General features: G+C 68.8%; 17 protein-coding genes. 11 read left to right on the forward strand and 6 right to left on the reverse strand.

The annotated features are described in order from the left end of the window. Positions 1-137 precede the first annotated feature (137 nt). Complete coding sequence (locus tag ACLM5J_RS05200; protein WP_413655008.1) at positions 138-617, reverse strand: winged helix-turn-helix transcriptional regulator; 480 nt, start codon at positions 615-617, stop codon at positions 138-140. Positions 618-679: 62 nt separating this feature from the next. Here ACLM5J_RS05200 and ACLM5J_RS05205 point away from each other — a divergent pair, with 62 nt between their 5' ends. Then, positions 680-1,129, forward strand: coding sequence for a PaaI family thioesterase (locus ACLM5J_RS05205; RefSeq protein ID WP_413655009.1), 450 nt, complete (start codon positions 680-682; stop codon positions 1,127-1,129). Between the two features lie 25 nt (positions 1,130-1,154). After that, positions 1,155-1,787 (forward strand): IclR family transcriptional regulator, encoded by a 633-nt coding sequence (locus tag ACLM5J_RS05210; protein ID WP_413655010.1) that lies wholly within the window; start codon positions 1,155-1,157, stop codon positions 1,785-1,787. Here ACLM5J_RS05210 and ACLM5J_RS05215 read toward each other — a convergent pair. Further along, a complete protein-coding gene (locus ACLM5J_RS05215; RefSeq protein WP_413655011.1) occupies positions 1,772-2,266 on the reverse strand; it encodes an Lrp/AsnC family transcriptional regulator in 495 nt (164 codons plus the stop codon). The two genes, ACLM5J_RS05210 and ACLM5J_RS05215, sit on opposite strands and share 16 nt — an antisense overlap. Positions 2,267-2,348: 82 nt before the next feature. On the opposite strand from ACLM5J_RS05215, the gene hppD reads away from it, so the two are divergent. After that, entirely contained in the window at positions 2,349-3,587 is a 1,239-nt protein-coding gene (gene hppD, locus ACLM5J_RS05220; protein ID WP_413655012.1) for a 4-hydroxyphenylpyruvate dioxygenase, read from the forward strand. 241 nt (positions 3,588-3,828) lie between these two features. After that, entirely contained in the window at positions 3,829-4,407 is a 579-nt protein-coding gene (locus ACLM5J_RS05225; RefSeq protein WP_413655013.1) for a TMEM165/GDT1 family protein, read from the forward strand. Here ACLM5J_RS05225 and ACLM5J_RS05230 read toward each other — a convergent pair. Continuing rightward, positions 4,404-4,685 (reverse strand): DUF4873 domain-containing protein, encoded by a 282-nt coding sequence (locus tag ACLM5J_RS05230; RefSeq protein ID WP_413655014.1) that lies wholly within the window; start codon positions 4,683-4,685, stop codon positions 4,404-4,406. The two genes, ACLM5J_RS05225 and ACLM5J_RS05230, sit on opposite strands and share 4 nt — an antisense overlap. Beyond that, positions 4,682-5,347 (reverse strand): TetR/AcrR family transcriptional regulator, encoded by a 666-nt coding sequence (locus ACLM5J_RS05235; protein WP_413655015.1) that lies wholly within the window; start codon positions 5,345-5,347, stop codon positions 4,682-4,684. The genes ACLM5J_RS05230 and ACLM5J_RS05235 overlap by 4 nt, the downstream gene beginning before the upstream one ends. 73 nt (positions 5,348-5,420) lie before the next feature. On the opposite strand from ACLM5J_RS05235, the gene ACLM5J_RS05240 reads away from it, so the two are divergent. From ACLM5J_RS05240 to ACLM5J_RS05250, 3 genes are read left to right on the forward strand one after another with little or no spacing between them, the layout of a single operon-like run. Next, the gene (locus ACLM5J_RS05240; protein WP_413655016.1) at positions 5,421-6,329 is read left to right on the forward strand and encodes an AurF N-oxygenase family protein; all 909 of its coding nucleotides are present in this window, start codon (positions 5,421-5,423) and stop codon (positions 6,327-6,329) included. A 20-nt stretch (positions 6,330-6,349) separates the two neighbouring features. Beyond that, positions 6,350-6,883 carry a DUF1697 domain-containing protein gene (locus tag ACLM5J_RS05245; RefSeq protein ID WP_413655017.1) on the forward strand — a complete coding sequence of 178 codons (534 nt, stop codon included), beginning with the start codon at positions 6,350-6,352 and terminating at the stop codon, positions 6,881-6,883. Positions 6,884-6,923: 40 nt separating this feature from the next. After that, positions 6,924-7,700 (forward strand): enoyl-CoA hydratase-related protein, encoded by a 777-nt coding sequence (locus ACLM5J_RS05250; RefSeq protein ID WP_413655018.1) that lies wholly within the window; start codon positions 6,924-6,926, stop codon positions 7,698-7,700. Positions 7,701-7,705: 5 nt separating this feature from the next. Here ACLM5J_RS05250 and ACLM5J_RS05255 read toward each other — a convergent pair whose 3' ends face one another. Continuing rightward, positions 7,706-8,299, reverse strand: a complete 594-nt coding sequence (locus tag ACLM5J_RS05255; RefSeq protein WP_413655019.1) for an isochorismatase family protein — start codon at positions 8,297-8,299, stop codon at positions 7,706-7,708. Positions 8,300-8,330: 31 nt separating this feature from the next. Further along, positions 8,331-9,614 carry a nicotinate phosphoribosyltransferase gene (locus ACLM5J_RS05260; protein ID WP_413655289.1) on the reverse strand — a complete coding sequence of 428 codons (1,284 nt, stop codon included), beginning with the start codon at positions 9,612-9,614 and terminating at the stop codon, positions 8,331-8,333. A gap of 26 nt (positions 9,615-9,640) precedes the next feature. Between ACLM5J_RS05260 and clpS the strand changes: the two genes are divergently transcribed. From clpS to ACLM5J_RS05280, 4 genes are all read left to right on the forward strand, one after another. Further along, the gene (gene clpS / locus ACLM5J_RS05265; protein ID WP_413655020.1) at positions 9,641-9,949 is read left to right on the forward strand and encodes an ATP-dependent Clp protease adapter ClpS; all 309 of its coding nucleotides are present in this window, start codon (positions 9,641-9,643) and stop codon (positions 9,947-9,949) included. Further along, the gene (locus ACLM5J_RS05270; protein ID WP_413655021.1) at positions 9,946-10,551 is read left to right on the forward strand and encodes a DUF2017 domain-containing protein; all 606 of its coding nucleotides are present in this window, start codon (positions 9,946-9,948) and stop codon (positions 10,549-10,551) included. Before clpS ends, ACLM5J_RS05270 begins: the two co-directional genes overlap by 4 nt. Before the next feature lie 80 nt (positions 10,552-10,631). Further along, positions 10,632-11,306: a hypothetical protein gene (locus ACLM5J_RS05275; RefSeq protein ID WP_413655022.1), complete on the forward strand. Its 675-nt coding sequence runs from the start codon at positions 10,632-10,634 to the stop codon at positions 11,304-11,306. Positions 11,307-11,457: 151 nt separating this feature from the next. Beyond that, positions 11,458-13,998 carry an InlB B-repeat-containing protein gene (locus ACLM5J_RS05280; RefSeq protein ID WP_413655023.1) on the forward strand — a complete coding sequence of 847 codons (2,541 nt, stop codon included), beginning with the start codon at positions 11,458-11,460 and terminating at the stop codon, positions 13,996-13,998. Positions 13,999-14,010 lie beyond the last annotated feature (12 nt).

The raw sequence follows: 14,010 nt of genomic DNA on the forward strand, positions 1-14,010 counted from the left end.
GGTGATCTCGACAGGCTCGATCGGCGGGGTTCGAGACCGGTTTGTGGTGATCTCGACAGGCTCGATCGGCGGGGTTCGAGACCGGTTTGTGGTGATCTCGGCAGGCTCGATCACCGGGGTTCGAGACCGGAGTGCGGCTACCCGTTGCGGTGGTGGGCGCCCGGGCCGGGGCGTGGGGTGACGGTGCGTAGGTCGTCCACCTCGTGGCCCGCTGCGCAGGTCAGACCGACCTGCATCTGGGCGCCGCAGCCGGCGTGGACGAACTCGACCGGTGGCCCTTCGGGGTCGGCGAGGTAGCGGTCGCCCCATGAGGCGATGGCGACCAGTACCGGATAGAGATCGAAGCCCTTCGCGGTGAGGCGGTACTCGTTGCGCTCGCGGGCGCCGGGGAGCCGGTACGGCACCTTGTGCACGATCTCGTGCTCGAGCAGCAGGTTGAGCCGGTTCGAGAGCACTTGGCGGGGGATGGCGGTGCGGGCGCGCATGTCGTCGAATCGCCTGACCCCGTTGAAGATCTCGCGGACCACGACGAAGGTCCACCGTTCGCCGAGGATCGCCATCGTGCGACCGATCGTGCAGTTGTCGGCCGAGTAGGTCAGCGCTGCGGGGGTGCCCATGTGAGCAGTCTATCTACTGAGTTCGATTGACAGACCCAGCTTGGCCGAGGGAGGCTGCATCCATGACTGAGACTCAGGCTGACTTCATGACGATGACCGGACTCGAGCTGTTGCAGGCGATGGCCGAGGGCAAGCTGCCGCCCGCGCCGATCGCCGAGACCCTGGGCATGGTCGAGTTCGAGGTGGAGCCGGGATCGGTCGCCGTCGGCCTCGACCCGCAGCCCAAGCACTACAACCCGATCGGGATGGTCCACGGGGGAGTGCTCTCGACCCTGCTCGACACCGCTGCCGCCTGTTCGGTGCACACGACGCTGGAAGCTGGTCAGGGCTACACCTCGCTCGATCTCAATGTGAAGTTCCTTCGCGCCGTCACCCTCGACTCCGGCCGGATCACCGCGCGCGGCAGGGTGCTGCACCGTGGCCGCAGCACGGCGTTGGCGACCGCTGAACTGCACGACGCCTCGGGGCGACTGGTCGCGCACGCCACGTCGAGCTGCATGATCTTCTCCTGAATCCGGGCAGCACTAGAGTTGCCGCATGGCCGCCGAGACCTCGCAGACGTTGGATCGTGGGCTGCGCGTACTGGAGGTGCTCGCGGCAACTCCCGCCGGCCTGACGGTGACCGAGCTCTCTGCCGCTCTCGGTATCAACCGGACGGTGACCCACCGGTTGGTCACCACCTTGGCCGAGCACGCCCTGGTCCGTCGCGACGAGGCTGGCCGGGTCACTGCCGGGCTCGGCCTGCTCCGTCTCGCCGTCGGGGTCCAGCCCGTACTGCGTGACGCCACGCTGCCGCTGCTCCGCGAGCTCGCCGAGGTCACCGGGTGTACCGCCCACCTGACCGTCGTCGACAGTGGGGAGGCGTTGGCGCTGGCGGTCGTCGAGCCGAGTTGGACCGACTTCCACGTCTCCTACCGGGTGGGCGCCCGGCATCCGCTGGAGCAGGGTGCTGCCGGTCGCGCCATCCTCGCCGGACGGAGTGGCACCGGTGGCCCGGTGGTCTCGGACGGCGAGCTTCAGGCTGGCGCGCACGGCCTGGCTGCGCCGGTACTCGGCGTGCTCGGCCTGGAGGCGTCGATCGGTGTGATCACGCTGGGTTCCCTGGAGGCCGACAAGGTCGGCCCCGCCGTCGGTGCGGCGGTCGCCGCGTTGGTTCAGCGGCTGGGCTGATCGTCGCGGTCGCGTGCCGTCTCGGCGAGTGGCAGTGTCCGGTACGGGATCTGGGTCGCCAGTGCGATCACTGTCGTCGACCGGACGATCGCCGGGTGGGCCAACGCCCGGTCGATCACCCGTTGCAGGTCCGCGTTGGAGCGCGCCACCACCCGGCACCACAGGTCGCCGGCTCCGGTGATCGTGGATGCCTCCAACACCTCGGCGATCGCGGCCAGGTGCGCGGCGACGGCGTCATGGCCGCCGGTCGCGGTCGGCTCCTGGCGGATCTCCAGGGTGAGGAACGCCGTCACTGGGAAGCCGAGCGCCTCCGGAGCCAGGTTGGGGCCCCAGTCGGTGATCACGCCGTCACGGGCGAGTCGGTCCAACCGCGCCTGAACCGTGCCGCGAGCAACGCCGAGGCGCCGGGAGGCCTCCAGGACGCCGATCCGTGGCTCGTTGTGCCACAGCTTGATCAGGTTGACGTCTAGATCGTCCATTCTGCGCCCCTCGGGTGGTCAGGTTGTGCAGTCCTTTGGGGCACTGTTGCACAAGTTGCTCGCAGTGACCACGCTCACTTCTATGTCCACCTCGATGCCCGAAGACCTGCAGGCCCCCTCCTATGGCGGCGCGCTCACCGCTGATGAGTTGAAGGCCGACCTGACCGTCGACCAACTCCGGGAACTCGTCGGCCTGGTCGAGTACGACGCGAGCACCGACCCGTTCCCGGTCACCGCACTGGACGCCGTCGGCTTCGTGGTCGGCAACGCCACCCAGACCGCGCTCTTCTACCAACTGGCCTTCGGCATGGAGCTGGAGGCGTACCGCGGTCCTGAGACGGGGGAGCGGGAGGCGAAGAGTTTCGTGCTCCGCTCCGGCAGTGCACGGTTCGTGATCTCGGGGGCGGTGGCGCCGTCCAGTGAACTGGCCGACCGGCACCGCAAGCACGGCGACGGCGTCGTGGACCTCGCCTTGGAGGTGCCCGACGTGGCGCGCTGCATCGAGCATGCGCGGGCGATGGGTGCTCGGGTACTGGTGGAGCCGCACGAGCAGAGCGACGAGTTCGGCACCGTGGTGCTGGCGGCGATCGCCACCTACGGCGACACCCGGCATACGCTCGTCGATCGGTCCCGCTATGACGGTCCTTACCTGCCCGGCTATGTGGCCCGGGCCGGAACCGTGGTCCGCCGGGAGGGACACCCCAAGCGCCTCTTCCAGGCGATCGACCACTGTGTCGGCAACGTCGAACTCGGTCGGATGGACGAGTGGGTCGACTTCTACAACCGGGTGCTCGGTTTCACCAACATGGCCGAGTTCATCGGCGACGACATCGCCACCGACTACTCGGCGTTGATGAGCAAGGTGGTGGCGAGTGGCAACCACCGGGTGAAGTTCCCGCTCAACGAGCCCGCGATCGCGAAGAAGAAGTCGCAGATCGACGAGTACCTGGAGTTCTACGACGGGGCGGGTTGCCAGCACATCGCCCTGGCGACCGGCGACATCCTGCGCACGGTCGACCTGCTGCGCGAGGCCGGCGTCGAGTTCCTCGACACCCCGGACTCCTACTACGACGATCCCGAGCTGCGGGCCCGGATCGGTGAGGTCCGGGTGCCGATCGAGGAGCTGAAGCGCCGCAAGATCCTGGTCGACCGTGACGAGGACGGCTACCTGCTCCAGATCTTCACCAAGCCGATCGGCGACCGGCCCACGGTCTTCTACGAGTTCATCGAGCGGCACGGCTCGCTCGGCTTCGGTAAGGGCAACTTCAAGGCACTCTTCGAAGCGATCGAACGGGAGCAGGACGCACGCGGCAACCTGTGAGCTGCCGCACGGATTGGACCCTGTCGATGGGGAGGGGTAAGGTCCGGAACTGCGAAAGGGAGTAGTCCCCAACAGGCGTGTCGACATACTGACCTCCGGGTCCGGCACGTCAGGCCATCCTCTGGATGGCGGACGAGACTTTCGACCAGAAGCGCAACCCCCTGTGGACAGATGCGCCTGGTCGAAGGCTGCGTCCCCGCGGATCATCCTCCTTCGGTCAGGCTACGAAGGAGAAGTACCGATGTATGCATTCCTGCTGAGTACCGTGGTGATCTTCATTGCGGAGCTCGGAGACAAGAGCCAGCTGATGGCGATGACCTTCGCTGCGCGCTACCGCGCCCGCGACGTGATCATCGGCATCACTGCAGCGACCGCGCTGGTCCACCTCGCCTCGGTCGGGATCGGAGCCTGGGTGGGCGACTCGTTCGCCGACAGCCAGGACACGATCGCCCTGATCGCCGGTGTGGCCTTCCTGGCCTTCGCGCTGTGGACCCTGAAGGGTGACGAGCTCACCGAGGACGAGGCCAAGAAGGCCCGCAACGCCACCGGTATGGCGATCCTCGCCGTCGGTGTGGCCTTCTTCCTCGCCGAGTTGGGCGACAAGACCATGCTGGCCACCATCACCCTGGCCACCCAGGAGGGGTGGTTCGGCACCTGGATCGGGAGCACGGTGGGCATGGTCGCCGCCGACGCGCTCGCGATCTGGGTCGGCGCGATGCTCGGCAAGCGTCTTCCGGAGAAGGCGATCAAGTACGGCGCGGCGTCTGCCTTCGTGCTCTTCGGTGCGGTGCTGATCGCCGAGGGTCTGGGCGCCTTCTAGAACGGTGGGCGGCCGGTTCCGGTGATCCGGAACCGGCCCCACGGATCGAGGTCGGAGAGCCGGGCGTCGGCGATCCCGTGGTCGGTGCCGACCGCGACCCGGTCGCCCGACCGGAAGCCGGAGGTGTCGGCCGCGGCGTCGATCCGGCCGTACCAGTGGAAAACCCCGTCGATCGGTTGGTGGGCCCCGCGGAGCGCGACCTCGGCCTCGATGGCGTAGCCGTCCTTCTGGATCCTGGCCGGACCGGTGTACTCGGCGCCGGCTTCGTGGTGGGTCATCGTGCTCCTTCGGATGGGATGCGGGTCATGCCGCCCAGCTCGTCGAGTCGGACGCCGCGTTCGGCGGCCATCCCGGCGAAGGCGTGCCAGATGAAGTCGGTGAGGTAACCGCTGATCGCGGTGCGCGACATCGTGTCGCGATCCAGCCACCACTCGCCGGCGTAGATGCCGAGGCCGACCAGGCCGGCGCCCCACGGTTCGGCGCCGCCGGCGTCGATCCCGAGTGAGCGCATGGTGTCGCCGATCAGCCGGGAGAAGCCGGCCGAGATCGCCGCGGTCCCCGCGGCCAGGGGGCTGTCCGAGCCGCTGCGGTACTGGATCAGCAGGCGGAAGACCTGCGGGTGCTCGGAGATCAGGCTCAGGTACGACTCGACCGCGGCCGCCAATCGGCCGCGGATCGGGCCGCTGCCGAGCATGGCGGGCCTGATCCGGGTCAACACCTGGTCGGCCGCCCAGTGCGCGACCGCGGCATGGAGCTCCGACTTGTCGGCGAAGTACCGGTAGATGACCGGCTTACTGACGCCGGCCTCCTTGGCGATCATCGCGACACTGACGTCCGGGCCGTGCTCGTCGATCGCGGCCACGGCCGCTTCGATCAGCTCGGCACGCCGGTCGCTGCGGTGGGTGTTCCACCGCGCGCTGCGTCCATCTTCTTCAGCCATGGCGGTAGCTTACCTGTTGTGCGTTACCCGAGGTAACAGTTACTGTCGGTACAACCAATCTGAGGAGTGTTCGATGACGCTGCTGGACTCTGCGCCGGGCCCGGGCAACGACGCCGTTGCTGCCCGTCTGCTGAAGTCGGTCGCCCGCCAGTCCTATGACCCGGAGATCGACATCGACTGGTCGGCCGATGCCGACCCGGAGCTGTTCTGGATGTCGCCGGAGCGGCTCTCCCTCTACGGCACGCCGCTCTTCGACTCCCTCACCCGTGAGCAGCAGGTCGAGCTGTCGAAGCACGAGATCGCCTCGATCGCCAGCGTGGGCCTCTGGTTCGAGATCATCCTCATGCAGATCCTGCTCCGCGACGTCTACGCCAGCGACCCGCGTTCGGCGCGTACCCATTTCGAGCTCACCGAGATCGCCGACGAGTGCCGGCACTCACTGATGTTCGGCAAGGCGATCGGCCACTTCGGCGCCCCTGCCTATGGCCCGCGTGGCTGGATCCACAAGCTGGCGCCGGTCTACCCCTACCTCAGCACCGGGGCTGCGGCCTACGCCTCGATCCTGATCGGGGAGGAGCCGGTCGACCGGCTGCAGCGCGAGATGCAGAACGACGACCGGGTACAGCCGCTGGTCCGCCAGGTCTCGCGGATCCACGTCATCGAGGAGGCGCGGCACGTCAGCTTCGCCCGCGACGAACTGATCACCGCGCTCGACGGGATCTCCAAGGTGCAGCGCACGCTCGCCCAGACCATCACCGCACAGGGCGCCTACATCATGATGCGTTCTCTGGTGCACCCCGACGTCTACAAGGCGGTCGGCATCGACCCGGCGCTCGGACGCCGTACCGCCCTGGCGAACCCGCACTACCGGGCCACGATCGGCTGGATGGGCGAGAAGGTGATGCCGTTCCTGGCCGAGCACGACATGATCGGCGGAAGCCGGAACCGCAAGGTGTGGCGGGCCTCCTTCCTTCTGTCGTAGGGCTCGGGCACAGTAGGCGGATGCCCACCTATCTCGGCTTCCTGCGTGCGATCAACCTCGGTGCGAACCGGAAGTTCCCCAAGGACGCGATCCGCGCGAGTGTCGAGGAGGTGGGCTTTCGCGACGTCGCCACCTACATCAACACCGGCAACGTCCGGTTCAGCACCGCGATGCGTTCACGGGTGCGGATCGAGGCGGTGTTGGAGGAGGCGTTCGAACGCGACCGCGGGTTCGAGGTGCGCACCATCGTCTACTCCGCCGCGGAGTTCGCGAAGATCGGTGCCGACGCCGCTGAGCTGGCTGACCCGGCGATGGTGCGCCACTACGTGATGTTGCTCAAGGACGAGCCGGGCGCCGACGAGGTGGCCCGGCTCGAAGGGGCGGCCAAGGACGGTCATCGCGTCGTGGTCCGCAACCGCGCCGCCCACCTCCTGCTCGGTCCGAAGTGGCGCGAGGGGATGACCGACCCTCTCGGCGTGGAGCGGAAACTCACCGGTGTGGTCACCAGTCGCAACGTCACGGTCGTCTCCGCCCTCGCTGAGCAATGGTGTTGAGCCGAACCCTGTGGTGCCCCTCGCGGGTTAGGGTCGCGGCATGACGATTCCTGGGCTCGCGGTCTCCGAGACCGACGGTGTGTTGACGCTTCGGTTCGACCGCCCGGAGGTGTTCAACGCCCTGACCGGTGAGATGGTCACCGCGGTGAGCGAGGCACTGGAGAAGGTCAACAGTCGCGACGACATCCGGGTGGTCGTGATCACCGGGACCGGCGCCGCGTTCAGTACCGGCGCCGACGTCGGTGGGGAGAATGCCCACGAACGGTTCGACGTCCGCGCGATGGACGCCGCGAACCGGTTGGTCCGCGCCATCGTGGAGTGTCACAAGCCGGTCGTCGCCGGCGTCAACGGCGTCGCTGCCGGTCTCGGGCTCTCCGTGGCGTTGGCCTGCGACCTCGCGGTCACCACCGAGTCGGCGTCGCTGTTGTTGGCCTTCGCCCGGATCGGGCTGATGCCGGACGGCGGTGCCTCAGCGACGGTGGCCGCCGCGATCGGGCGTCCCCGGGCGATGCGGATGGCGCTGTTGGCCGAACCGCTCGCGGCACCCGAGGCGTACCGAGCCGGCCTGGTCTCGCACCTGGTCGCCGACGCCGACTACGAGGCCGAGCTGGCCTCGGTCGTCAAACGGGTCCGTTACGGAGCACCGCTCGGTCAGACCGCCACCAAGCGGGCGGTCAACCAAGCCGCCTGGGCGAGTCTGGAACCCGCGCTGGAGTACGAGCGCGACACCCAGACCATGCTGATGCGGACCGCGGACGTCGCCGAGGGTATGGCCGCTTTCTCGGAGAAGCGGCGGCCGGTCTTCCGGGGCGAGTAGCCGACTCAGACCGGCTGGACGGCGCTGACCCCGGCCAGGTTCAGCTCGGCGAGGGCCTCGGTCGTGCTCTGCGGAGCGACGCCGGCGCAGAGATCGGTGAGCAGGTTGACCTCGAACCCTTCGCGGACGGCGTCCAAGGCGGTCGCACGTACGCAGTAGTCGGTCGCGATGCCGCAGATGTCGAGCTGGGTGACGCCGTTGCTGCGCAGCCAGTCCGCCATCTTCACACCGTCGGCGGTGGCACCCTCGAAGCCCGAGTAGGCGGCCTCGTAGGCACCCTTGAGGAAGATGGCGTGGAACGGCAGGTGGTCCACGTTGGGGTGGAACGCCTCGCCCGAGGTGCCGACCCGGCAGTGCACCGGCCAGGTGTTGACGTAGTCGGGCTGGCTACCGTGGCTCGCCCAGTGGCTGCCCGGCTTGATGTGGTGATCCTTGGTCGCCACGATGTGGCTCCAGGTGGGGGCGCCCTCGTTCTTGCTCTGCCAGCTGCGGACCAGTTGCGCCACGTCGTAGGCGACCTGGGCACCACCGGTGACCGGCAGCGAACCGCCCTCGCAGAAGTCGTTCTGAACGTCGACCACAATCAGCGCACGCGTCATGGGAACAGCCTAGTGGGGGCGTCGCCGGCGCTCAGATATGCAGGGTCGGGATCACCGGGTCACCGGCCGACATCGCCTGGACGACCCGGGGGAGCTCGGCGACCGAGCGACGATGCCGTTCGCGGGCCGTCTCCAACGATTCGGCGCCCACGACCTCCCCGCCACGGACCAACGGCACCAGCAGCGGCCGGTCGTCGCCGTCGTCGCGTGGCATGGTGCCGACGCCGACCACCTCGGCCTGCGCCACCCCTGCCGCGGAACGGCGCCGCAGAGCGAACTTGCGGCCCCCGATCGAGATCTTGTCCTTCGACCTCTTCGCCACCGAGATCATCGTGCCGTCGTCGTCCTCACGGGCGACCAGTTTGTAGACGAACCCCGATGTCGGGTGGCCGGAGCCGGTGACCAACTGGGTGCCGACGCCGTACCCGTCGACCGGAGCGACGGCGAGCGCGGCGATCGCGTACTCGTCGAGATCGGAGGTGACCACGATCTTGGTCCGGTGCGCGCCGAGCGCGTCCAGTTGATCGCGGACCTCGCGGGCGACCACCCCGAGATCGCCGGAGTCCAGCCGTACCGCACCCAGTTCGGGGCCGGCGATCTCGATGCCCTGACGGACTGCGGCCGCGACGTCGTAGGTGTCGACCAGGAGCGTCGTTCCGACACCCTGGCTGGTGATCTGGGCCCGGAACGCGTCCGCCTCGGTGTCGTGCAGCAGCGTGAAGGAGTGCGCCGAGGTACCCGCGGTGGGCACGCCGTAGCGCTGCCGCGCCATCAGGTTCGAGGAGCTGGCGAAGCCGGCGATGTAGGCCGCCCGGGCCGCTGCCACGGCCGCCTGTTCGTGGGTCCGTCGTGACCCCATCTCGATACAGGGCCGGTCGCCGGCGACCAGCGTCATCCGGGACGCGGCCGAGGCGATCGCCGAGTCATGGTTGTAGATCGAGAGCAGCAACGTCTCCAGGACGACCGCCTCGGCGAAGGTGCCCTCGACGACGGCGAGCGGGGAGTAGGGGAAGTAGGCCTCGCCCTCGGCGTAGCCCCAGATGTCTCCCGTGAACCGGTAGCCGGCCAGCCAGTCCAGCGTGGGCGCGTCGACGACGTCGCGCAGCGTCTCCAGGACCTCCGCGTCGAACCGGAAGTCGGTCAACGCGTCCAGTGCCCGACCGACTCCCGCGACGATGCCGTAGCGACGACCAGCAGGCAGTCGGCGGGGGAAGAGTTCGAAGACCGAACGCCGATGTGCGGTGCCGGAGGCGAGTGCTGCCTGCAGCATGGTCAGCTCGTAGTGGTCGGTCAGCAGGGCACTTGAAGGGCGCACGAGAGTCACTGTGTCACGATATCGACGTGACAGCTTCTAGCCCGGTTCACGTTGAACCAGACCTCGGCGTCACCCAAGCACCTGACGAGATCACCTTTCTCGCCAAGCCCTGGGTGACGATCGTGTGGAACGACCCCGTGAACCTGATGTCCTACGTCACCTACGTCTTCCAGAAGTACTTCGGCTACGACAAGGCGAAGGCCGAGAAGCTGATGATGGAGGTGCACAACGACGGCCGTTCCGCGGTCTCGACCGGCACCCGCGAAGAGATGGAGCGTGACGTGCAGGCGATGCACGAGTACGGACTCTGGGCCACCATGGAGCGGAGTTCGTGAACGAGGAGGACGGCAGCATGACCGGGTTCGCCAGGCACCGCACCAGCCGGTTGGTGATCGCCAACTTCACCGGCTTCGAGGCGGAGCTGTTGCGGTCGCTCGCCTCCCAGATGGTGGAACTGCTCCGCAACGAGGTCGCGGCACCCACGAGTACGGGCGACCCGCTCGAGGCGCTGATGGACTTCAGCGGACCCACCACCGCCCCCGAGGACCCGGTCCTGGCGCGGCTCTTCCCGAGCGCCTACCGCGACGACGAAGAGGCGGCCGGTGACTTCCGCCGGTTCACCGAAGGCGCCCTGCGGGACAGCAAAGCCCAAGCCGCTGGCCAGATCATCGATGATCTGGACGACGCGGGGCTCCCCGACGAGGTGGTCGACGACGGACTGCACATCGACGTCGAACTCACCGAACCGATCGCCGAACTCTGGCTCCGGGGCTTCGCCGACATCCGGCTGGCGCTCGCTACCCGGCTCGGGGTCACCGAGGAGAACGAGGAGTACTGGTACTCGCTCCCCGACGACGACCCGATGGCCCAGGCCCACGACATCTACGAGTGGGTCGGCTATCTCCAGGAGACCCTGGTCGGCGCTCTCGTCGAGTAACGCCGAGTTCACCCGGCGGTCGAACTGGGTTCAGCGGCTCGGCCCTGCGCGGTCAGGTGCGGCGTGGATCATGCTCGGCTGTGCGTCGTCTTCGACTCTGTGCCCTCACTCTCGGCGCGCTGGCCCTGACCATCGTGCCGGTAGCCGCCCATCCGTTCGGTGAACCCCAGTCCCTCAAGGTCGCCGCACACCCGGACGGCGTCCGGATCACCTGGTCGGCAGCACCCGACGACGTGACCGCACTCGCCGCCCGTCTCGGGGTGGTGGGTGGGCAACATGTGGTGGTCTTCGAGGACGGTGAGTTCGACGCGGACGCCTCATCGGTGCCGGCCGGAGTCCGTCTCGCCGAGCAGGCCGAGGTGCTGGCCGCGTATCTGAACGACCGGATCACGGTGCGGGTCGGCGGTGAGCGCTGTCGCGGCGATCTGGAACCGGTGCAGAACGTTGCCCGCGACGGCGCAAGCCTGGTCTTCGACTGCGGTGGCCCGGTGGCCGCAGCCGAGATCGCGGTGCAGACGCTGACCGACATCGACCCCGCCTACCGCACCTTGGCGCAGGGGCCGAACGGCCAGCGGCACGCCTACTCCAGCACCAGTAATGCGCTCAGTTGGACGTTGGGTGACGGCGCGGACGGCGAGAACACAACTGCCGCAGACGCAGGGCGCAGTGCCGTCCTCCAACTCGGCTCGATCGGGGCAGCCCTCGGCCTCGGCGGCGGGCTCTGGTGGCTCCTGCGGCGGCGACGCGCCCGGTGATCCGACTCGCCGGGTGACGCCAGTTGTTCACCCGGACGTCGTGCGGGGGGAACCGAAGAGTCGGTTTTGAAACCTTTGCGCCTTCCAAGCTTCTGCGTGGTGCCCGCGGCTCTCGCCGCGGGCGTTCGCACGCTCTAGCCAGGGAGTCTCCATGCTGTCGCGCTCTGCCCCGTCCCGGTTCTCGCGCCGGACCCGTCTCTGTCTCCTGTCGACTGTCGCGGTCGCCGTCGGGCTCGTGGGGGTCGGGCCGATCGCGAGTCCGGCGACGGCGGCGACCGTCCCCGGTCTCAGCGGCGACGGTTCCGCTCTGGACCCGGTCGTGATCGACTCGGCCGCCGACCTCGACACCGTCGCCGCCGCCGTCAATACGGACGCCGCCACCTACGGGAGCCTCTCCTACCGGCTCGGCGCGGACGTCGACTACGGCGGCGCGACCTTCGCCGGGTTCGACACCTTCTCCGGCACCTTCGACGGCGACGGCCACCAGATCGGCAATGTGGTCCTCGCCAACAACCAGGGGAACGTCGGCTTCTTCCGCACCCTCCAGAACGCCACGGTCACCGACCTGACGCTCCGCAACGCCGTCGCCGCGACCACCAACGGTGATTCGGGTGCCGGCCTGATCGCGCGGTCGGCGAACGACTCGGTGATCACCGGCAACACCTTGCTCGACTCGACGGTGCGGCTCGGTGCCGGCGGCCTCGTGAACACGCAGGCGGCAGGTCTGGTGGGCAGCACCGGCGGTACCAGCGTGATCAGCGACAACCTGTTGTGGAACGTCTCGGTCACCGGCCACAAGTACGCAGCAGGGCTCGTCGCCTACCCCCTACCCGGTGCCCGGATCACCCGGAACCTGATGGTGGACACCACCGTGGTCAGTGACACCGGAGGCTCCGGGGCCTTTGCCGGACTGCTGATCGCCCAGCGCGGCGACGGCAGTGACACCTCGGGCAACGTCGTCCTCCGTGGGTCGGCCGCGCGGACCGGGTCGGGTGTCGTCGCCGTCGGCACCTCGGCGATGACCGGCCCGGCCGCCAACCTGGTCAGCACCGCGACCACGATCAAGGCCGGTTCGGTCGCCGGCCCGGCAGCCACCCGCGGCACCCTGACGCCGCAGAGCGAACCGGACCTGCCCGATCTGACCGCGCCCGCGACCTACCAGGGCTTGGCCTGGGACCTGTCCGCCCCGTGGCGCTGGCACGACAGCGCGCGGCACCCGATCCTGGCGCGGGCCTCCTTGCCGAGCTATCAGATCAGCTACGACCTGGCCGGGGGAGAGGCGGCCGCCAACCCGGTGGCCTACACCTTCGGCGACGCGCTCACCCTGGGGCAGCCGGTCCGTGGAGGCTATGACTTCCTGGGATGGACCGGTACCGACCTGGCCAGCGCCACCCGCGAGGTCACGCTGGCGAGTGGAACCTCGGGCGACCGTTCCTACCTGGCGACCTGGTCGCCGGTGGAGTATCCGATCAGCTACGACCTGGCCGGTGGTACCACCGCCGCGACGAACCCCGCCACGTACACGATCGAGTCCGACACCTTCATCCTCGACGTGCCGACCCGTCCCGGCTACGCCTTCGCCGGCTGGATCGGAACCGGACTGAGCGAGCCCACCCTCGACGTCGCCGTCGAGCGGGGCGCCCTCGGTGCCCGCAGCTATACCGCGACCTGGTCCGGCCCCGTCGCCTTCCCGATCAGCTACGACCTGGCCGGCGGCGCCGAGCAGGCCGCCAACCCCACCGCCTACGACCTGGAGACCGCCAGCTTCGAGCTGCACGCGCCGATCCGCCCCGGCTACCGGTTCGCGGGATGGCTCGGTACCGACCTGGACGCTCCGGCCAAGCGCGTCGAAGTGACCCAGGGGTCGACCGGTGCACGCACCTACACGGCGACCTGGACCGCGCTCGAGTACGCGATCAGCTATCAGCTGGCGGGCGGCACCGTGGCAGACGGCAACCGTACCGACTACACGGTCGAGACCGGTGCCTTCGACCTGGTCGCCCCGACCCGCACCGGATACACCTTCGCCGGCTGGACCGGTACGGACCTCGACCAGCCCACCCTGCAGCCGAGGGTTCCGGCCGGGGCCAGCGGTGACCGCAGCTACCTGGCCACCTGGACCCCGATCACCTACCGGGTGAGCATCGACCTGCGCGGCGGCACGACGGAGTTCGAGACCCCCGCCGGGTACACCATCGAGAGCACAGCGCTGACCCTGCGTACCCCGACCCGCTCCGGTCACCGGTTCACCGGTTGGGTCGGCACCGGGCTCAGCGCACCGGCGTTGAGCGTCACCATCGCGACCGGTTCGACCGGCCACCGCGCCTACGCCGCCACCTGGGAGCAGCTCCGTCCCGCCACGAAGGCGTCGACGACGCTGCGCCTCACGGTGCTCAAGAAGAACGCCCGCGGGGTCCGGTTGAACCGCCCCAAGCAGGTCCGGATCACCTTCGCCCGCGCAGCCGCCCAAGCCGCTCCGAAGGGCACCGTGCGGATCGTCGCCACCGGGAAGTTGAAGAACGGGAAGACGGTCAAGCGGGTCCGCACGATCAAGGTCGGACTCGGTCAGCGCGTCGTCCCGTTGCCAGCCGGACTGAAGCCCGGCCGGTGGACGGTCAAGGCCAGCTACGCCGGCGACGCGGGGCACAAGCCCTCGACGTCGCAGCGCGTGAAGTTCCGGATCACGAAGTAAGCCAAGGAGAGT

It is taken from the genome of Nocardioides sp. Bht2, assembly GCF_047308515.1.
Classification (GTDB): domain Bacteria; phylum Actinomycetota; class Actinomycetes; order Propionibacteriales; family Nocardioidaceae; genus Nocardioides.